This window comes from Actinophytocola sp., from assembly GCF_036555685.1.
Lineage (GTDB): Bacteria > Actinomycetota > Actinomycetes > Mycobacteriales > Pseudonocardiaceae > Actinophytocola.
In genome coordinates this window covers 130,215-150,669 of record NZ_DATBKY010000264.1, presented here as the reverse complement: position 1 = coordinate 150,669, position 20,455 = coordinate 130,215, and the positions used below count along the sequence as shown (strand labels likewise).

Sequence of the window (20,455 nt, the reverse complement as noted above, 5' to 3'; positions counted from 1 at the left end):
GGAACGAACGCGCGCGCGACATGACCACGATTCAGCAGAACTCCCCAGCCGAACCCGCCGACGCCGGCCCCGCTCTCGCCGAGACGATCACCGCGGGCTTCGCGGCCCAGGTCGCGGCCGTCCCGGACGACCCCGCGGTCCTCGCCGACGACGGCGTGGTGACCTACCGCGAGCTCGCCGCGAATGCCGGCGCCGTCGCCTCGCTCCTGCGGGAGGGCGGCGGGCCGGTCGCGCTCCTGTGCCGGCACGGCGTCACCATGATCAGCACGATGCTGGGCGCCCTGGCGGCCGGCCGGCCCTACGTGCCGCTCGACCCCACGTTCCCGGTCCGCAGGCTGGCCTTCCAGCTCGCGGACTCCGGCGCCACCGCACTGCTGACCGACGCGGACAACGCCGAGCTCGCCCGGTCCGTCGCGGGCGAGGCGGGACCGGCACCGGTCGACGTCGACCCGGCACTCACCGAAGTGTCCACTGTGGACCTCGCGGATCTGGCGGGCGCGGCCGGCCCGGACGACACCGCCTACCTGCTCTACACATCCGGTTCCACGGGGACACCGAAGGGCGTGCGACAGAGCCACCGCAACGTCGTGTTCGGCGCGCGCAACCACATCCGTTCGTTCGGCATCACGCCTGCCGACCGGACGAGCGTGCTCACGTCGTTCGGCTTCGACATGGCGGTGACCGACACGTTCGCCGCGCTGCTGTCCGGCGCGGCCGCCGCACCGATCGACATCCGCGCCCGGGGGCTCGCCCACCTCGCCGGCGCGCTCGGCGAGCGCGGCGTGACGATCTACCACTCGACGCCGACCGTGTACCGGTACCTCGTGGCGAGCCTCGGCGAGCGCAGGCTCGAGCGCGTGCGGGTCGTCGTGCTCGGCGGCGAGGACGTGACCGCCCGTGACGTGCGGCTGTGCCGAAGCCACATGGGATCCGGCTGCGTGTTCGTCAACGGGTACGGCGCCACCGAGGTCAGCTTCATCGCCCAGCACCACCTCCCGCCCGGCGCGCCGGTCGGGGACGGCGTCGTGCCGATCGGCCGGCCGCTGGCGGGCATCGAGGTCGTGCTGCTCGACGGCGACGGGAACGAGAGTGCCGCTGAGGGCGAGATCGTCGCGCGCAGCAGGCACGTCGCCCTCGGCTACCACGGCCGGGCCGAGCTGTCCGCCGCCCGGTTCGGCACGCTGCGCGGCGAGCGGACCTACCGCACCGGCGACCTCGCGCGCCGCTCCCCCGACGGCACGCTGACGTTTCTCGGCCGGGCCGACCGGCAGGTGAAGGTGCGCGGCTTCCGGGTCGAGCTGGGCGAGATCGAGACCTGCCTGGCCGACCTGCCTTCCGTGGCGCAGGCGGCGGTCGTCGCGCGGCGCGCGGACGCGGGCCGGGGCGAGACCGAGCTCGTCGGATATGTCGTGCCGCGGGACGGCGGGTTCGACGAGGCCGATGTCAAGGCGGCACTCGGCGAGCGGCTGCCGGAGTACATGGTGCCGCGTGCGGTCGTGGCGCTCGCGGAGCTACCGCTGACCGTCACCGGCAAGCTCGACGAGCGCGCCTTGCCGGCCCCGGCACCACCGCCGCCGACGACGACCGGCGGCGAGCTCGACGGCGTGGCGGCGGTGATCGCGAACGCCTGGTGCACGGTGCTGGGCCTGCCGGCCGTGGGTCGCGACGACAACTTCTTCGACCTCGGCGGCCACTCGCTGCTGATGGCGCTGGTGCACGAGGACCTCGAGGGCACGCTCGGCCGCCGCATCCCGATGTCGGAGCTGTTCGCATATCCCACCGTCGGCGGGCTGGCCGCGTATCTGTCCGGTGTGGACGACGACACGACCGTGGCCGACGCTGCCGAGCGGTCCGCGCGCCGGCGGCAGGCGCGGGCCCGGCGGGCGGGACGGTGACCGCCACCGTGGACGACGAGCTCGAGGACGCCATCGCGGTCGTCGGCATGGCCTGCCGGGTGCCCGGAGCGGCGGACGTGGCGACGTTCTGGCGCAACCAGCTCGACGGGGTCGACTCCGTGCACCGCGGCACCGGGCTCCGCGAGTCCGGTGTGGACGATGCGGCTGCGGCCGATTCGTACTACGTGCCGGTATACGGCCGTCTCGACGGGCTGGCCGACTTCGACGCCGAGTACTTCCACTACACCGACGAGGAGGCTGCCCGCGTCGACCCGCAGCACCGGCTGTTTCTCGAGGTGGCCGCCACCGCGCTCGCCGACGCGGGCCACGACCCGGCCGCGTCGGACGGCACGGTCGGCGTGTTCGCGGGCGCGGCGGCCAGCCGGTACTTCCTGTTCCACGTGCTCGACCACCTGCCCCGCGCGCAGTGGGAGGACGCGATCCCGGGCAGCACGCCGGACTTCATGCCGGCCCGGGTGGCCTACAAGCTCGGGCTCACGGGTCCCGCCGTGGCGGTGCAGACCGCGTGCTCGTCCTCGCTCGTCGCGGTCTGCGAGGCGGCGCAGAACCTGCTCGACTTCCGCTGCGACGTCGCGCTCGCCGGCGGGGCCGCGGTCATCGCCACCGACCAAGCCGGCTACCGGTACCGGCCGGGCGGTTCGCTGTCGCCCGACGGCGTCTGCCGCGCGTTCGACGCGGCCGCGAACGGCATGGTGTTCGGCAACGGGGCGGGCGCGGTGGTGCTCAAGCGCCTGGCCGACGCGGTCGAGGACGGCGACCACGTGGACGCCGTGCTGCGGAGCTGGGCGGTCAACAACGACGGCGCCCGCCGCGCCGGCTTCACCGCGCCGGGCCGCGACGGCCAGGCCGCGGTGGTGGTCGAGGCCCTGGCCGGCGCCGGGATCGAGCCGGAGTCGATCGGGCTGGTCGAGGCGCACGGCAGCGGGACGGCCGTCGGCGACGCCCTCGAGGCCGCCGCGCTCGCCCGCGCCTTCCGCACGCGGGCGACCGGCTTCTGCGCGCTCGGCTCGGCGAAGACCAACATCGGCAACCTCGACGCGGCCGCCGGCGTGGTGGGCCTGGTCAAAGCGGTCTGCGCGGTCCGCGAGGGCCTCATCCCGCCGCTGCTGCACTTCACCGAGCCCAACCCCGAGATCGACCTGACCGGCGGGCCGTTCTACGTCAACACCGAGCTCGCCAAGTGGCCGGCCGGGCATGCGGTGCGCCGGGCCGGGGTGAGCTCGTTCGGCCTGGGCGGCACCAACGCCCACGTGATCGTCGAGCACGTCCCCGGGCAGGGCGAGCGGCCCCGCCGGCCGCTCCCCCGGTTCCGTCGTCGGCGGCACTGGATCGACCCCGCACGCCGACCGGAGGAGCGCCCATGAGCGACGACGCACCGCACCTGACCGAGCTGCCCGGAACCGAGTGGCGGGTGTGGCGCGACGGGCTGCTGCGCTCGGCCGGCTTCCCGGTGGACGTGCTGGAGAGCTTCGCCGCGCCCGCGTGCGCGGCGGTGGCCGACGCGTACCTCGACGGGGAGGCGGACGCGGACGCGTACGCCGCGGCGTTCGACCGGGCCACCGCCGAGCTGGGCCAGGCGGTCTACGACATCTCGGCCGACCCGCGCTTCCGCGAGGCGATCGTGTGGCAGAACCCCAACGCGCTCAACGGCCCGGCCGGCGTGGTGCGCGACGGGCCGGCGGCGCGGCGGAACGAGCGCAGGCGCCGTCGCGAGGAGGTCGTCGCGAAGTACGCCCAGCGCTACAGCGGCAAGAACGACACGATCGGCTTCTTCGGTCCGATGTGCTGGGTCACCGTCGACGCGGACGCGCCGCTGGTGAGCGGCGGCCACGGGGCCGGCCTGACCCGCGTGCGGCGGGTGTTCTTCGAATGGTGGGCACTCGTTGCGGTGGCCGAGCGCATCGCGGCCGACCCGGCCGTGCGCCCATGGCTGCGCGTCACGCTGCAGCCGCACCTGTGGGTGGACGGTCGCCGGCTCGCCACCCCGAACCGGCCGCCCACCGAGCTGTCCGCGGCGCAGGCCGCCGTACTGTCCAGATGCGACGGCCGGGCCACCGCGCGGGACGTGGCGCTCGCGTGCGTGGCCGACGCGGACGCGCGCCGCGAGGCCGACGTGTACGCGACGCTCGACCAGTACGTGCAGCAGGAGATCGTGCGGTGGGAGTTCGTGCTGCCGATGAACCTGGCCGCGGAGTCCGCGCTCGCCGACCAGGTGGCGGCGATCGGCGACGAGCCGGCGCGGGAGCGAGCGCAGGAGATCCTCTCGCGGTTCCGGGCGACGAAGGACGCGCTCGCCGCCGCCGAGGGGCCCGACGCGGTGGCCGCGGCCATGACCGCCATGGAGGCGGAGTTCACCGCGATCACCGGGCTCGACACCCACCACCGAGACGGCGAGACCTACGCCGGCCGGACGCTGTGCCACCTGGAGACCACCCGCGACGCGCGGTTCACGTTCGGCCGCGAGGTGCTGGCGGCCCTCGCGCCGCTGGACCCGCTGCTGCGCTCCACCCGGTGGCTGACGAGCACGCTGTCGGACACCTACCGCGCCGAGCTGACCCGCCTCTACACGGAGCTGTCGGCGGAGCTCGGCACGGCGGAGGTGCCGTTCGCCCAGCTGTGGTACCTGGGCCTGGGCCTGTTCTTCGGCACCGACCGGCCGGCCGACGCGGTGGTCGAGGAGTTCGGCCGGCGCTGGACGAAGGTGCTCGGGCTGGACGAGATCGCGCCGGGCACCGAGCGGCTCGAGCTCACCAGCGGCGAGCTGACCGCGGCCGTCCGCAAGGAGTTCGACGCGGTCGCCCCCGGCTGGGCGACCTCGCGGCTGCAGTCACCGGACGTGCACCTGTGCGCGCCGAGCGCGGACGCGCTGGCCCGCGGCGAGTTCACGGTCGTGCTCGGCGAGGTGCACATGGGCATGCCCGCCCTGGACACCGACTTCTTCCGCGTTGGCCACGACGACGAGGCCCGGCTGCTCGCCGCGATGCGCGCCGACGTCCCGTTCAGCCGCGCGCACCCGCTGGTGCCGGCGGACTGGCCGCGGCAGTGCGCGCGCAACGCCGACTGGATGTACGGCGCCGACGACGTGCAGCTCGGCTTCACGCCCGCGCCCGGCGCCGACCCGGACCGGCTGCTGCCGATCACCGCGCTGACCGTCACCACGGACGACGACACCGACATCGACACCGACGGCGAGCTCGTGGCGCGCGCGCCCGACGGCCGGCAGTGGCCGCTGATGGAGATGTTCGCCGACTTCGTCGGCACGCACGCGTTCGACACGTGGAAGCTCGCCGGCACCGACGGGCACACGCCGCGGATCAGCGTCGACGGACTGGTGCTCGTCCGGCGGACGTGGCGCTGCACGGTCGCGGAGACCGGGCTCGCGGACGTCTCCGGCGAGCGGGACCGCTACCTCGCCGTGCGCCGGTGGGGCCGCGCGCTCGGCCTGCCGCAGCGGGTCTTCGTCCGGGTCGGCACGGAGATCAAACCGTGCTTCGTCGACCTCACGAGCCCGGTGTTCACCCGCATCCTCTGCACGCTGCTGCGCTCGGCCCGGCGCACGGGCGGCGACGACACGAGCGTCGTGGTGACCGAGATGCTGCCGACGCCGGACCAGGCCTGGCTGACGGACTCCGAGGGCCGGCGGTACTGCTCGGAGCTGCGGCTGCACATGTACGACCGGGGTGGCGCGGCCGATGGCTGACGAGTTCGTCGTCCCGGTGCCGCGCCCCGGCGCGGCCGCGATCCTGTTCTGCCTCCCCCCGGCCGGCGGCGGGCCGACCGCGTACCGGACGTGGCCCCGGCTGTTCCCGTCCACGGTGGAGGTCCGGGTGCTCGCCCTTTCCGGGCGGGAGCGGCGGATCACCGAGGTGCCGTCGATCGACATCGCGGCCATCGCCGACGCCGTGCGCGCCGCGGCCGACCGGCCGTTCGCCTTCTACGGGCACAGCCTCGGCGGGCGGATCGCGTTCGAGGTGACCCGCGAGCTGCGCCGCCGCGGCGCACAGCTGCCCGTGCGCCTCTACCTCGGCGCGTGCCGGCCGCCGCACCAGCGCGACCCGCTGTCCGCCGTCGCGCTCGCGCCGGACGACGAGCTGATCGCGGCGATCCGGGACATGGGCGGCGTGCCGCCGGAGGTGCTCACGCACCCCGAGCTGGTCGCGCTCATGCTGCCGGTGATCCGGTACGACCTCACGTGGTACCACGACTACGTCCTCATCGACGAGCCGCCGCTGGACGTCCCGCTCGTCGTGCTGGCCGGCGAGCGCGACGAGGTGACCCGCCCGGAGCTGGCCGGCGAGTGGGCGCGGCACACGACCGCGTCGTGCCGCACGCACGTGCTGGCCGGCGACCACTTCTTCTTCCAGTCGGCCGCGCCGCAGGTCACCGAGCTGGTCGCGACCGACCTCGCCGCGGCCCTCGAGCCCCCGGGCGTCGGGCTCGTGCCGCTGCCCGGCACCGAGTGGGAGGTCTGGTCGTCGGGCATGCTGCGTTCCGCCGGATTCCCCGCCGACGGGCTGGATCTGCTCGCCGTCCCGGAGTGCGCGACCGTGGCGGACGCGCACCTCGACGGCGCGGCCGGCCGGGAGGAGTTCCTGGCCGCGTTCGACGACGCCGCCCGTGCGGTTGGTGCGCGGCTCGCCGGAGTCGCGGCCGACCCCGCGTTCCGCGAGGCGGTCGCCTGGCAGAACCCCGGCGCGATGACGGCGCTGGACAAGCTGGCCGCGGCCGACCCGGGCGGGCCGAGCACGAGCAAGCGCCGGGAGCGGGAGAAGATCGTCGCCCGGTACTGGTCGCGCTACTGCGGGAAGAACGACAGCATCGGGTTCTTCGGGCCGGTCTGCTGGGTGTCGGTGACCGGCGGCCCGGAGGCGGTGCGCGGCGCGGCGGGCCCGGACCTGGTGCGCAGGCGGGTGGTGCACTTCGAGTGGTGGGCGCTGACCGCGTTCGCCGACCACTACGCTGACGATCCCGTTGTCCGCCAATGGTTCCCGCTGCACCGCCAGCCGCACCACGAGCTGCGCGACGGCGTGCTGGCGCGCCCGGGCCACCCGCCGCTACGGCTGCCGCGGGCCGACGCGGCGGTGCTCGCGCTGTGCGACGGCCGGCCCGCCAACGAGGTCGCTCGGCTGGCGGTCGCGGATCCGGACTCGGGGCTGCGCAAGGAGAACGACGTCTACCTGCTCGCCGAGCGTCTCGCCGGCCAGGGCCTGCTGCGGTGGCGGCTGGACCTGCCGTACGACCTGACCGCGGAGGCCCACCTGCGCTCCTGGGTCGCCGGGATCGGCGACGAGGTCGTGCGGCACCGTATCGACGCGGACCTCGAGCGCCTCGGCAAGGCACGCGACGCGGTGGCCGGTGCGGCGGGCGACGCGGGTGCCGTCCGCGCGGCGATCCAGCAGCTGGACGCGGAGTTCGCCGCGGTGACCGGGCTCGAACCGCGCCACCGCGCCGGCGAGACGTACGCGGGCCGCGCCCTGTGCTACGAGGACACCGAGCGGGACCTCGACCTCGTCGTCGGCGAGCCGGTGCTGGCCGCGCTCGCCGCCCCGCTCGACATCCTCCTGCGTGCCGCCCGCTGGCTCACCGGGGCGATCGTGGCCGCGTACCGGGAGGCGTTCCGCAAGCTGTACAGCGAGCTGGCCGCCGAGCTGGGCCGCGCGGACGTGCCGCTCGGCGAGTTCTGGTTCCTCGCCAACGGACTCGTGTACGGCGTCGGCGAGCGGCCGGTCGACGCGGTGATGGCCGAGTTCGTGCGCCGCTGGGCGGGGCTGCTCGGCCTCGACGACCTGCCACCGGGCACCACGCGCGTGGATCTGGCGGCGGCCGACCTCGCGGCCCCGGCGGCGGAGGCGTTCGCGGCGCAGCGGCCGGGCTGGTCGGCCGGGCGGCTGCACAGCCCCGACCTCAACCTGTGCGCGGCGAGCCTGGACGAGCTCGCGCGCGGCGAGTTCACGGCCGTGCTCGGCGAGCTGCACGCCGCGTGGCTGACGTGCACGTCGGGCTTCTTCGTCCAGTTCCACCCGGATCCCGCCGCGCTCGTCGCCGCGGCCCACCGCGACCTCGGCCGCCGCACGGTTCCCTTGTACCCCACCGACTTCCCGACGCTGACCGCGCGGCTGGCCGACATGCTCCTCGGCCCCGGCGACCACCGCGTCGGCCACGCGCCGGCCCCGGTGTGGGACCGCGAGCAGGTCGTGTCCGTCAGCGCGCTGACGGTGTCCGATGTGGATGGCGAGCTGGTCGCCCGGGACGGGGACGGCCGGAGCTGGTCGCTCGTGGAGCTGTTCGGCGAGTTCCTCGGCACGTTCGCCGCCGACGCCTACAAGCTCGTCGGCGCCACCGGGCACACCCCGCGGGTCACCATCGACCGGCTCGTCGTGGCCAGGGAGACGTGGCGCACGACGATCGGCGCCACCGGCCTCGCCGACGTGGACCGCTACGCCGACCGCTACCTGACCGCGCGGCGGCTGCGCCGCGAGCTCGGCCTGCCGGACCGGGTGTTCGCCAAGGTCGGCACCGAGATCAAGCCGTGCTATGTGGACCTCACCAGCCCGGTGTCGATCTCCGCGTTCTGCACGATGCTGCGCACCGCCCGCACCGAGCACGGCCCGGACGTGCCGGTCACGCTCACCGAGCTCCTGCCCACGCCCGGACAGGCGTGGGTGCCCGACGCCCATGGTCGCCGCTACTACTCCGAGCTGCGGCTGCATGTTCGCGACCCGCGGACCCCGGCCCGCTCATCTCATCAGGGAGGCCCCCAGTGACCGAGCTACCCGAGCCAGACGACTTCGGCGCGGTCGAGCGGATCGCGATCATCGGGATGGCCGCGCGGGTCCCCGGCGCGGCCGACGTGGCGCAGTTCTGGCAGAACCTGGTCGGCGGCGTCGAGTCGCTGACGCGGTTCAGCCGCGAACGGATGGCCGCGGCCGGGGCCACGGAGTCCGAACTGGACGATCCCGGCCTCGTGCCGGCGGGCTTCGTGCTCGAGGACACCGACATGTTCGACGCGGGCCTCTTCGGCATGACCCCGCGCGAGGCCGACGTCACCGACCCGCAGCACCGCGTGTTCCTGGAGCTGTGCCACAGCGCGCTCGAGGACGCCGGCTACGACCCCGCCCGGTACGCCGGCGACATCGGCGTCTACGCCGGCCGCGGCACCGAGCGCTACCGCTGGGAGCACGTGCACCGCAACCGCGGGCTGCTCGCCACGACGCCGTCGATGGCCGTGGGCATCGGCAACCTGTCGGACAACGTGACGACGCTGGTGTCGTACAAGCTGAACCTGCGCGGGCCCAGCGTCGGCGTGTTCACGGCGTGCTCCACGTCGCTCGTCACCGTGCACATGGCCGCCGAGGCACTGCGGGCGGGCGAGTGCGACATGGCGCTCGCCGGCGGCGTGAGCATCGAGTTCCCGCAGGACCGCGGCCACGTCCACCACGAGGGCGGCGTGGCGTCGGCCGACGGCCACGTGCGCTCGTTCGACGCGGCCGCGACCGGCACGATGTGGGGCTCGGGCGGCGGCGCGGTGCTGCTCAAGCGGCTCGCGGACGCGCAGCGGGACGGCGACCGGGTGAGCGCGGTCATCCTCGGCAACGCGATCAACAACGACGGCGCCGGCAAGGTCGGGTTCACCGCGCCCAGCGTCGACGGGCAGGCCGCGGTGATCGCCAACGCGCTGGCGCAGGCCGACGTCGACCCGCGCACGATCAGCTACGTGGAGGCGCACGGCACCGCGACCCCGCTCGGCGACCCGATCGAGATGGCCGCGCTGACCCGCGTCTACGCGCGCGGCACCGAGGACCGCGGGTGGTGCGGGGTCGGCTCGGTCAAGTCGAACGTCGGTCACCTCAGCCAGGGCGCCGGCGTCGTCGGCGTGATCAAGACCGCGCTCGCCATGGAGCACGGGCTCATCCCGCCGAGCCTGAACTACGACAGCCCCAACCCGGCGATCGACTTCGCCGCGAGCCCGTTCTACGTCAACGCCACGCTGTCCAAGTGGGAGCCGGACACCGGTCCGCGCCGGGCGGCGGTCAGCTCGTTCGGTATCGGCGGCACCAACGCGCACGTGATCCTCGAGGAGGCGCCCGCCCCCGGCGAACTCCGCGATCTCGGCGCCTCCCCCGGACCCGAGCTGCTGCGGGTGTCCGCGCGCGACGCGACCGCGCTCGCCGCGGGAGCGGAGCGGCTCGCCGAGCACCTCGCCGCGCAGCCGGACCTGCGGCTCGCCGATGTCGCGCACACGCTGCGGGTCGGCCGCGCCGAGCGCGCCCACCGCGGGTTCGTCGTCGCGTCGAGCGCCGGCGAGGCCGCGGCCGCGCTGCGGGAAGCCAAGCGCCGCAACGAGCTGACGATCCCGGACACGCCGCCGGCCGTCGTCTTCCTGTTCACCGGGCAGGGCGCGCAGTACGGCGGGATGGGCGCGCGGCTGTACGAGCGCGAGCCCGTGTTCGCCGCCGCCGTCGACGAGTGCGCGGCCGTGCTGCGCGGCGAGCTCGGGGAAGACCTCCGCACGCTGATGTTCGCCACAGGTGCGGAGGCGGACGCGCGGCTGGCCCGGACGGAGCTGACCCAGCCGGCGCTGTTCACGCTGGAGTACGCGCTCGCGCGGCTGTGGGAGTCGTGGCGGGTCCGGCCGGACGGCATGATCGGCCACTCGGTCGGCGAGTACGTCGCGGCCACGCTCGCCGGGGTGTTCGAGCTGCCCGACGCGCTGCGGCTGGTGGCGGCGCGCGGCCGGCTGATGGGCTCGCTGCCACCTGGCGCGATGGCCGCGATCTCCCGCGACGAGGCGGAGATCGCGCCGCAGCTGCCCGAGGGCCTGTCGATCGCGACCGTGAACGGCCCCGGCACGTGCGTGGTCGCCGGGCCCGAAGACCTGCTGGCGGAGTTCACCGGCGGGCTCGGCAGGAAAGTGAGCGCGAAGCGGCTGCGCACCTCCCACGCCTTCCACTCGCCGATGATGGACCCGATCCTGCCCGAGTTCGCCGACGCGGTCGCCGCCGTGCCGCGGCGCGCGCCGGCGCTCCCGTTCCTGTCCACCGTGTCCGGTGAGCCGATCACCGCCGTGCAGGCGACCGACCCCGGCTACTGGGCCAGGCAGCTGCGCGAGACGGTCCGCTTCGGCGCGTCCGTCGCGGCGCAGCTCGCCACCGGCCCGTCGCTGTTCGTCGAGTGCGGGCCGGGGCGTCAGCTCGCCGGCCTCGTGCGGATGCAGACGCGCGGCGGCGGCCTGCCGGCGGTGCCGAGCCTGCCCGGCCCGGCCGACAAGCTGGGCGACACCGAGACGCTGTACACGGCGGCCGGGAAGCTGTGGACCCACGGCGTGCCCGTCGAGATGCCGTCCGGGGGGCGGCGGGTGTCGCTGCCCGGCTACGCCTACCAGCGCAAGCGGCACTGGGTGGACGCCGACCAGGCCGAGCTTCTCGCGCAAGCAGCTCCGCGGGCGGGCGAGGACCGGCTGCCGCCGGCGCGCCGGTTCGCCGTGCCGAGCTGGCGCCAGCTGCCCCCGTCCGCGACACCCGAGCTGCCCGCCTCGTGCGTGCTGTTCGCCGCGGACGACCTGGGTTCGGCCACGGCCGGGCTGCTGCGGGCGTACGGCTGCGCGGTCACCGAGGTCGTGCCGGGCGAGGAGTACGGCCGCACGGCGGCCGGGTACACGATCCGGCCGGACGAGCCGGCGGACTACGCGGCGCTGCTGGCCGACCTCGGCGAGGTGCCCGGCCGGTTCGTGCACGCATGGTCGCTCGCGGGCGAGCCGGCCGGCGACGACGTGGCCGCCACGTGGGCCGCGCAGCAGGTCGGGCTCTTCAGCGTGGTGCGGCTGGTGCAGGCGCTCGCCGGCGCCGGCCGCACGGCCGACATCGACGTGGTCACCGCGGCGACCCAGCACGTGGCCGGCGACGACCTGCTCCGGCCGGAGCACGCGACGGTGGCCGGCGTGGTCCGCTCGGCGCCGTTCGACGTGCCGGGCATGCGGCTGCGGCACGTGGACTGCACCGCGGCCACCGGGCCGGCCGAGCTGGTCGGCGCGCTCGGCCGGCCCGCCGGCGACGCGCTGCTCGCCGTCCGGGACCGTCGGGTGTGGACCGTCGGCTTCGACCAGGTGGCGCTGCCCGAAGCCGGCCCGGATGTCCTGCGGGACGGCGGCGTCTACCTGATCACCGGCGGCCTGGGTGGGCTGGGCCTCGTGCTCGGGGAGAGCGTCGCGCACACCGGCGCGAAGCTCGTGCTGACCTCGCGATCCGGCCTGCCACCGCGCGCGGAGTGGGACGAGTACGTGCGCTCGCACGGCACCCGCGACCGCACCGGCCGGGCCATCCGGGCCGTGCGGCGGATGGAGTCGGCCGGCGCCGAGGTCCTTCCCGCCGCCGTCGACGTGTCCGATGTGGACGGGCTGCGGAGCCTGCGCGCCGAGCTGCTCGGCCGGTTCGGCCGGCTGGACGGCATCGTCCACGCGGCGGGGATCGCGGGCGGCGGCCTGGTCGAGACCCGGGACATCGCCGACATGCGGGCCGTGCTCGCGCCGAAGGTCGCCGGCGCCGTGGCGCTGCGCGCGGTGTTCGGCGCGGACGAGCTCGACTTCGTGTCGCTGTTCTCCTCGGTCACCGGCACCGCGGGCGGCCTCGCCGAGACCGACTACTGCGCCGCGAACGCCTACCTCGACGCGCACGCGTGCGCGCCCGGCTGGCGCGCGCCGGTGCGCTCGCTCGGCTGGGCGGGCTGGCTCGAGGTCGGCATGCTCGCGGACATGCTCGAGCCCGGCGCCAAGCCCGGCGACGGCGCGAGCGGACCCGCGGAGCCGCTCGCGCACCCGCTGGTCACGGAGATCCGCCGGGGCGAGGACGGCACCGTGACCGGCCACGGCACGCTCGCCGCGGCCACGCACTGGGCCCTCGACGAGCACCGCATCGACGGCGTGCCCGTGCTGCCCGGCACCGCGCAACTCGAGGCCGTCCGGGCCACGGCCGCGACCGTCGCGGACGGCCCGGTCGAGCTCACCGACGTGCTGTTCCTCGAGCCCTTCGAGGTCCCCGACGGCACGTCCGCCGACCTCCGCGTCACGATCGGCCCGCGCACGGACGGCGCCGCGCAGGCCACGCTGGCCGGCGACGGCACGACCTACTGTCGCGCGACGGTCGCCTGGCCCGCCGTGCCGCGCGGGACGCTCGAGCTGGACGCCGTCCGGGCCCGGTGTACCGCGCGGCCCGACCTCGTGGCCGGCAGCCACCAGCCACCGGGCGCGCTCGTCGGTTACGGCGCGCACTGGCACACGGTCCGCGAAGTGTGGCGCTCGGCCGGCGAGCAGCTCACGCTGCTGGAAGTGCCGGCGGACCAGCGAGGCGACCTGCCGGGCTGGGGCTTCTCCCCCGCCGTGCTCGACCAGGCGACGTTCGTGTTCGACGGCGGGGGCGGCGGCGCGTTGCCGATGGGCTACGGGCGGCTGGTCGCGCACGGCCGGCTGCCCGCGCGGGTGTGGGTGCACCGCACGCTCGGATCCGCCGATCCCACCGCGGACATCCGGACCGACAGCTTCACCGTGCACGCCGACGACGGCACCGAGCTCGTGTCGGTCACGGACTTCATGTTGCGCCGCATGGACTCGGTGCGGCCGGCGGCACGCGGGGTGCCGGCCGCACCGAGCGACGCCGGCCAGCGCTGGCTCGCGCCCGCCGAGGGCGTCGACGCGTTCCTGCGCAGCCTCAAGGCCGACATCGGCGGGCACGTGGTGATCACGCCGCGGTCGCTCGCGTGGGTGGTCGAGCAGGTCACCCGCGACGCGCGGCAGGCGCTCGGCGGCGGTCCGGCGCCGGACGAGTCGCCGGCCACGCCCGCCGCGGTCGACCCGGGCGCGAACCCGACCGAGGCGATGGTCGCCGAGATCTGGTCGTCGGTGCTCGGCGTGACCGCGGTGCACGCCGACAGCGACTTCTTCGACCTCGGCGGCAACTCGCTCGTGGCCGTGCAGCTGATCGCGCAGATCCGCGAGGCGACCGGGGTCCGGCTGCCGATGCGGGCGATCTTCGAGACGCCGACGGTCGCGGAGATGGCAGCCACGATCACCTCGATGCGCGACGGCTCGTCGGCGCAGCCGGAGGCCGCGCCGTCGATCCGCCGCCTCGCCCGCCGGGACCCGGCATGACCGAGGCGCACATCTCCCAGTCCTTCGCCGGTGCGGTGGACGAGCTCGCGAAGGCGTACGAGGCGGTGCCGTTCTACGGCCGGCACCTCGACGCGGCCGGGCTGCGGCCGTCGGACGTCCGGAGCCCGGCCGACTTCCGCCGCGTGCCGGCGACGAGCAAGGCGGACTACCGCCGGCACTTCCCCGCGGGCGTGCTCGTGCGCGGCAGCTCGATGGCCGACGACTTCGTGTTCCGCAGCCGCAGTTCCGGCACCACGGGCGAGCGGCTGGTGACGCTGGCACACACGTTCACCCTGGCGCAGCGGCAGATGCGGACGACGTCGGTCAACCGGGACATGCTGCGGGTGTTCGCCGGCGCGCGCCCGCAGCGGGTCTGCCGCTACGCCCCGCCTGCCTGCTCGGACGTCGAGTGCGCGACCCCGTTCACGACCATGGAAAGCCGCACGCTGGAGGACGGCACGCTGGTGCTGCCGGTCGCACACGACCTGCTCGCCACCCCGCCGGAGATGGTGGCGCAAGCGGCCCGGGAGCTGCAAACCCACGCTCCACAGTGGATCTATGCGGACCCGGCACACCTCGCGTTCCTGCTCGATGCGATGGCCGGCCGCGGCCTGCCGGTCCCGCCCGCCGGCGGGGTCGTGCTGGCCTACAACCTCGCCACCGGCGCGGCGTTGCGGCGGATCCGCGCGCACCTGCCCGCGGCCACGGTCGTCGTGGAGGTCGCCTCGATGTCCGAGCTGGGCTGGCTCGGCATGACCTGCCCCGAAGGCGGCCTGCACCTCAACACCGACAGCTTCTACCTCGAGCTGCTTGCCCACGGCACCGACCGGCCGGCCGAGCCGGGCGAGCTCGCGGAGCTGTACGTGACCAGCATCGGCGACCAGCTCAGCCCGCACATCCGCTACCGCACCGGCGACGGCTACGTGCTCGTCGCCGGCGACTGCCCGTGCGGGCACCGGTTTCCCCGTGCCGTCCACCATGGACGGTGCCGCGACTACCTCGTCGCGGACGGCGAGGTAGTGCTGACGCCACGCGTGCTCGACGACCTCCTCGGGCCTGCCGAATGGCTCACGTTCTACAAGCTCACCCACGCCGATGGCGGCCCGCTGCAGTTCCGGTACATCCCGGTGCCGGGCGTCGACCACGCCGGGCCCGCGACGGAGCTGGCCGCCGCGATCGCGGCGCGGACCGGCCGCGAGGTCACCGCCACGGCGGTGGGCCACATCGAGTCGGAGCGTTCGGGAAAGTTGTTCGGTTGCGTCCGGGAGGCGCCATGACCATGCGTGCGGACGTCCGCGCGGACTTCCCCGTGCTGGACCGCGAGGTCGACGGCGTGCGGGTGACCTATTTGGACAGTGCGGCCACCTCGCTCAAGCCGCGGCCCGTGATCGACGCGGTGACCCGTTACTACACCGAGGTGAGCGCGAACATCCACCGCGGCAAGCACATGCTCTCCGAGGAGGCGTCCGACGCGTACGAGGCAGCCCGCATGCGCGTGGCGGCGTTCCTCGGCGTGCGGGCCGCCGACGTCGTGTTCACCACCAACACCACGCACGGGCTGAACATCCTCGCCGCCGGCCTGGATCTCGCCCCGGACGACCTCGTCCTGGTGTCGCGGGACGCCCACCACTCGCTGCAGCTCCCGCTGCGCGAGCGGGCCCGGGTGGAGTGGCTGCCGGTGCACGCCGACGGCACGATCGACCTCGACGCGTACGCCGGCCAGCTTGCCCGGCGCCCGGCCCTGGTGGCGATCACCCACTGCTCGAACGTGACCGGACGGCACGCCCCGGTCGCGGAGATGGCCGCGCTCGCCCGCGAGAACGGCGCGCTCACCGTCGTCGACGCGGCGCAGTCGGTGCCGCACCGGCGGGTGCGGCTGGCGGAGCTGCACGCCGACGCGATCGCGTTCTCCGGACACAAGATGCTCGGCCCCACGGGGATCGGCGTGCTGGCGATGACCCCGGAGCTCGCGGGCCGGCTGCGGCCGCCGGCGCTCGGCGGCGGCGTGGTGGACTGGGTCGACGACGAGAGCTGGGTGCTCCGCCGCGCGCCGCACCGGTTCGAGGCCGGCACGCCGCACATCGCCGGCGCGTACGGCCTGCGTGCCGCGGTCGACTACCTCGCGGCGCTCGGCATGACCGCGGTCGCCGAGCACGACAGGTGGCTCGCCGACCTGCTGTACACCGAGGCCGGCAAGCGCGATTACCTCACCGTGCTCGAGCCGGGTCCGGGCGAGCGCAGCGCGACGCTCTCGGCCGCCGTGCGGGGCGTCGACGACCTGACCGAGCTCGCCCGGGCCCTGTCGGACAGCTACGGCGTGATGTGCCGCAGCGGCCACCTGTGTGCCCAGCCGCTGGTCGACGGCCTCGCGGGCGGGGCGGTGCTGCGGTTGTCCGCGTACGTCTACAACACCGCCGACGACGTGCGCCGCGCGTTCGACGCCCTCGACGAACTCCACCCGTTCCTGGCCGGTGCCTGACGCCGCGAAATTCGGTACGCGGGCATTTTGCAAAGGTTTGCTCGGGGGCGTGCGACGCCGTCAGCCGGTGTCGCTAAGGTCGAAGGGACAGGCGAACGTCTGCGGGGCGGCGAAGGGACGATGGCGACCGTGCGGAAAGGCACGTGGGCGGCATATCTGGGGGTCGGTCTCGCCGTCGTGGTCGGCTATTTCCTCGCGCTCTCGCTCGATGCGCCCGCGTTCGTGAAGGTTCTCGTATACTGCCTGGTCAGCGCCTCGTCCGCGGTCGCCGTGCTGTACGGCTGTTACCGCTACCGGCCCGAGCCGATGCTGCCGTGGCTGTTGCTGGGGCTCGGCCAGGTCGTCTACGCGGCCGCCGACACCAGTTTCTACGTCATGCATTATCTGACCGGCGACACGAGATATCCCGCGCTGGCCGACGCGTTGTACCTGGCGCATTATCCGATGGTCGTCGCCGGTCTCCTGCTGCTCATCCGGCTGCGCACGCCCGGCCGCGACCTGCCCAGCCTGCTCGACGCGGCGCTGCTCGCGGTCGTCGCCGGCATGCTCTCCTGGCTCTACATCATGACGCCGACCGCGCAGGCGCAGGTGCCGACGCTGACCAAGATCGTGTCGCTGGCGTACCCGATGATGGACCTGGCGATGTTCGCGGTGGCGCTGCGGCTGATCCTCGGCGTGGGCCGGAGGCCGGCGGCGTTCTTCCTGCTGTCCGCGAACCTGCTGGCCATCCTCGCCGCGGACAGCGTCTACGTGCTCCAGCAGCTGAGCGGCACGTACACGACGGGGAACTACCTCGACGCGATCTGGCTGACCGGCAACCTCGTGCTCGGCGCGGCCGCGCTGCATCCGACCATGTCCCGGGTCGGCGAGCCGGCGGACCTCGTGCACGACCCCGGCCCGGGGCCGCTGCGCATCGTCGCGCTGTGCGTGGGCGCGCTCGTCGCGCCGGCCACGCTGCTGGTCGAGTACGCGCGGGGCCACTACGACGACATCCCCGTGATCGCGGTGGCGTGCGGGCTGCTGTTCCTGCTCACGATCGTCCGGCTGGCGGTGCTCGTGGCCCAGCAGCGGTGGCTCGCGATCACCGACGTGCTCACCGGGCTGCGAACCAGGCGCTACTTCGAGACCCGGCTGGCCACCGAGGTGGCGCACGCCCGCCGGGCGAAGTCGTCGCTCGCCGTGCTGATCGCGGACGTCGACCACTTCAAGTCGATCAACGACTCGTTCGGCCACCCCGGCGGAGACCGCGTGCTCGTCGAGATCGCCTCGCGGCTGCGCCACGGGATCCGGCAGGACGACGTGCTGTCCCGCTACGGCGGCGAGGAGTTCGCGATCATCGTCCGCGGCGCGTCCGCGGACGACCCGCTGGTGATCGCGGAGCGGCTGCGCCGGCGGGTGAGCGGCAGCCCGGTCGCGGTCGGCGAGGGCGGCTCGGTCGAGGTGACGATCTCGGTCGGCACGGCCACGTTCCCGCTGCACGGCACCACCCCGGCCGAGCTCGTGCTGGCTGCCGACCGGGCCCTGTACGTGGCCAAGTGCCACGGGCGCAACCGCATCGACGTCGGGTCCGCCACCGCGGCACCTGACGGAACCACCGGCATGATCGCCTACTTGCAGCACATCGCCGACGTGGTCGACGCCTGGCAGTCCGGTCAGGAGCACAGCCGGGCGGTCAGCCGATGGGCGGCGCTGACCGCGATCGAGCTCGGCCTCGACGACGACCGGGTCCGGCACGCCGCACTCGGCGGCCAGCTGCACGACGTCGGCAAGATCATGGTGCCCAGGGAGATCTGGGCCAGGCCCAGCGATCTGTCCGAAGAGGACTGCCGGGAGATGCGGCGGCACCCGGAGGACGGCTACCGGATGCTCGCCGCGGTGCCCGGTCTCGCCGTCGCCGCCGACGTGGTCCGCCAGCACCACGAGCACTTCGACGGCGAGGGCTACCCCGCCCGGCTGGCCGGCGAGCAGATCCGGCTGGAGGCGCGGATCGTCTCGGTGTGCGACTCGTGGGCCACGATGCTCGCCGACCGTCCGCACCAGGCGGCCCGCACCGAGGAGCAGGCCCGCGAGGAGCTGCTCCGCCGCCGGGGCTGCCAGTTCGACCCGGACGTGGTCGACGCCTTCCTACGCCTGCACGAAGCCGGCCGCCTGGGCACGCTGGAGCGACTCCCCGCGCCGACGCCGCGCTAACAGTCCAGCTGGTCCGCGATCGTGTTCCAGAACATCAGCTCGTAGGCCTGGAACAGGCGGCCGTACCGGTGCGCGGTGCGCTCGTCGCCGCGGCCGGCGTCCATGCCGGCCTGCGCCGCGGTGATGGCTTGCTCGACGGCGTCCGGGATCGGCTCGGCGAAGAAGTCGAAGAACGCGCACGCCTCGTCGTCGAGGCCGTACTTCTCCCGCATCGCCCGGGCGACCCGACCGCAGTAGTCACCCCAGGCGCCGAAGTTCGCGACGACGCCGAGGATGACGTCGGCGGCCTCGCCGTTCATCGCGAGCCACGCGAAGTAGGCCGGGTACGCCTGGCAGCCCGCCATCGGCTCGTAGGCGCGCAGGCCGTCCTCGTCCATGCCACCGGCCGCGGCCAGCGCCGGTAGCTTGGTCAGTGCGATGCCCTCCCCGGCGGCGAGGCCGGCGAAGAACTCGCGGGCGTTGCGCTCCTCGTACCGCGAGGCCAGCAGGTGCATGCTGCGCCAGTCGCTGCGACAGATGTGCGACTCCTCGCCGGCGATCGTGGCGAACACCGAACGCGGGGCGTCGCCCTTCTCGATCAACGGCACCAGACGGTTGTCGCCCTCCAGTGGCGCCAATTCCTCGCGAATCGACTCCAGCAACTCTCGTGCGGACCCAGCCACCGCGCGAACTCCTCCCGACTCCGGCTTGGAACTACGACCGTTCCGCAGCCTAGATCAAGTCGGCGGACCGGTCGGCGGCGGACCATCGCCCACCGCCGACCGGACGAGGCTCAGCTCGGACTCTCGCCACCCGGCATCTCGTCCTGGCCGTCGTCGATCGCCGCCGTGGCACGCAGTTCCGCCATCCGCGCGCGCATCCCGGCCATCCGCCGGCGGGCGGCGTGCACCTGCCGCCGCCGCGCGACCGTACGTGTGCGATAACTCCCGAAGTGGTGCAAGCTGTGCTCGTTCATGACCCGACCCCGATCTTCGACCGACTTTGCCCATGCCGGCGAATGTTCGAGTACCCCAACGCACCCAAGATCACGCATATATGGCGGAAATTCCCGCTGTTCCTCCACTGTGGACGGATGGATCAGGCCTTGCCGAAATCCTGCGTCCAGTACATGCCGTCCTCGTCGAGACCGATGCCGACGTAGGAGAACTCGCAGTTGAGGATGTTGCTGCGGTGCTCCTCGGACGCCATCCAGCTTGCCATGACCTGCTTCGCGTCCGGCAGCCCCCGCGCGATGTTCTCGCCGGTTCCGGGGTTGGCGAAGCCCGCGGTCTGGATCCGGTCCCGGAAGGTGACGCCCTCGGGCGTGGTGTGGTCGAAGTAGTCGCGCCGGGCCATGTCGCGGCTGTGTGCCTCGGCGGCGTTGTCGAGCCGCTCGTCCACGAACAGCGGCTCGCATCCGGCCTCGGCGCGCTTGCGGTTCGCGATGTCGACGACCTCGTCCTCCATCATCGAGTGTGACTCGGCCATCGCGACCGGAGCGCCGTCGGAGATCGCCGAGTCGGTGATGCCGTACGCCACCGTCGCCGCCGCGGCGGCCACGATGCCGACCGTGGCGGCAAGGAGCGCGGGAACCAGCCGCCCGCGTGTACGCCCCGACGTCACGTTTCGAACGGTAACACGAATGGGTGACTCTCGCAGACCGAACCGATCACTTCGCGTAGCCAGCGAGGTTCACGGCTCGCTTTACCATGGCCGCACCAGCACACGGCTCGCCCGGTGCGACCTGCGGCG

11 protein-coding genes are annotated in these 20,455 nt (G+C 74.2%); 8 read left to right on the top strand and 3 right to left on the bottom strand.

All coding sequences use genetic code 11. The features are described 5' to 3' along the window. Window positions 1–20: 20 nt before the first annotated feature. From VH969_RS27045 to VH969_RS27010, 8 genes are all read left to right on the top strand, one after another. Complete coding sequence (locus tag VH969_RS27045; protein ID WP_331979175.1) at window positions 21–1,895, top strand: non-ribosomal peptide synthetase; 1,875 nt, start codon at window positions 21–23, stop codon at window positions 1,893–1,895. Continuing rightward, window positions 1,892–3,280, top strand: coding sequence for a beta-ketoacyl [acyl carrier protein] synthase domain-containing protein (locus tag VH969_RS27040; RefSeq protein WP_331979173.1), 1,389 nt, complete (start codon window positions 1,892–1,894; stop codon window positions 3,278–3,280). Before VH969_RS27045 ends, VH969_RS27040 begins: the two co-directional genes overlap by 4 nt. Then, window positions 3,277–5,616 carry a lantibiotic dehydratase gene (locus tag VH969_RS27035; protein ID WP_331979171.1) on the top strand — a complete coding sequence of 780 codons (2,340 nt, stop codon included), beginning with the start codon at window positions 3,277–3,279 and terminating at the stop codon, window positions 5,614–5,616. Before VH969_RS27040 ends, VH969_RS27035 begins: the two co-directional genes overlap by 4 nt. Beyond that, window positions 5,609–8,680 carry a thioesterase domain-containing protein gene (locus VH969_RS27030; RefSeq protein WP_331979168.1) on the top strand — a complete coding sequence of 1,024 codons (3,072 nt, stop codon included), beginning with the start codon at window positions 5,609–5,611 and terminating at the stop codon, window positions 8,678–8,680. Before VH969_RS27035 ends, VH969_RS27030 begins: the two co-directional genes overlap by 8 nt. Then, window positions 8,677–14,055: a type I polyketide synthase gene (locus tag VH969_RS27025; RefSeq protein WP_331979166.1), complete on the top strand. Its 5,379-nt coding sequence runs from the start codon at window positions 8,677–8,679 to the stop codon at window positions 14,053–14,055. Before VH969_RS27030 ends, VH969_RS27025 begins: the two co-directional genes overlap by 4 nt. Continuing rightward, window positions 14,052–15,332 (top strand): phenylacetate--CoA ligase family protein, encoded by a 1,281-nt coding sequence (locus VH969_RS27020; protein ID WP_331979164.1) that lies wholly within the window; start codon window positions 14,052–14,054, stop codon window positions 15,330–15,332. Before VH969_RS27025 ends, VH969_RS27020 begins: the two co-directional genes overlap by 4 nt. Then, window positions 15,329–16,534 (top strand): aminotransferase class V-fold PLP-dependent enzyme, encoded by a 1,206-nt coding sequence (locus VH969_RS27015; RefSeq protein ID WP_331979162.1) that lies wholly within the window; start codon window positions 15,329–15,331, stop codon window positions 16,532–16,534. Before VH969_RS27020 ends, VH969_RS27015 begins: the two co-directional genes overlap by 4 nt. A gap of 129 nt (window positions 16,535–16,663) precedes the next feature. Next, a complete protein-coding gene (locus VH969_RS27010; RefSeq protein ID WP_331979160.1) occupies window positions 16,664–18,724 on the top strand; it encodes a diguanylate cyclase in 2,061 nt (686 codons plus the stop codon). Here VH969_RS27010 and VH969_RS27005 read toward each other — a convergent pair. From VH969_RS27005 to VH969_RS26995, 3 genes are all read right to left on the bottom strand, one after another. After that, window positions 18,721–19,386: a thiaminase II/PqqC family protein gene (locus tag VH969_RS27005; RefSeq protein WP_331979158.1), complete on the bottom strand. Its 666-nt coding sequence runs from the start codon at window positions 19,384–19,386 to the stop codon at window positions 18,721–18,723. The two genes, VH969_RS27010 and VH969_RS27005, sit on opposite strands and share 4 nt — an antisense overlap. A gap of 110 nt (window positions 19,387–19,496) precedes the next feature. Further along, entirely contained in the window at window positions 19,497–19,679 is a 183-nt protein-coding gene (locus tag VH969_RS27000; protein WP_331979156.1) for a hypothetical protein, read from the bottom strand. A 122-nt stretch (window positions 19,680–19,801) separates the two neighbouring features. After that, the gene (locus VH969_RS26995; RefSeq protein ID WP_331979154.1) at window positions 19,802–20,326 is read right to left on the bottom strand and encodes a CAP domain-containing protein; all 525 of its coding nucleotides are present in this window, start codon (window positions 20,324–20,326) and stop codon (window positions 19,802–19,804) included. Window positions 20,327–20,455 lie beyond the last annotated feature (129 nt).

Excerpts from the sequence above, each read along its gene's own strand:
- VH969_RS27035 (WP_331979171.1), top strand. The coding sequence starts at position 3,277 with ATGAGCGACGACGCACCGCACCTGACCGAGCTGCCCGGAACCGAGTGG.
- VH969_RS27045 (WP_331979175.1), top strand. The coding sequence starts at position 21 with ATGACCACGATTCAGCAGAACTCCCCAGCCGAACCCGCCGACGCCGGC.
- VH969_RS27000 (WP_331979156.1), bottom strand. The coding sequence starts at position 19,679 with ATGAACGAGCACAGCTTGCACCACTTCGGGAGTTATCGCACACGTACG.
- VH969_RS27020 (WP_331979164.1), top strand. The coding sequence starts at position 14,052 with ATGACCGAGGCGCACATCTCCCAGTCCTTCGCCGGTGCGGTGGACGAG.
- VH969_RS27030 (WP_331979168.1), top strand. The coding sequence starts at position 5,609 with ATGGCTGACGAGTTCGTCGTCCCGGTGCCGCGCCCCGGCGCGGCCGCG.
- VH969_RS27015 (WP_331979162.1), top strand. The coding sequence starts at position 15,329 with ATGACCATGCGTGCGGACGTCCGCGCGGACTTCCCCGTGCTGGACCGC.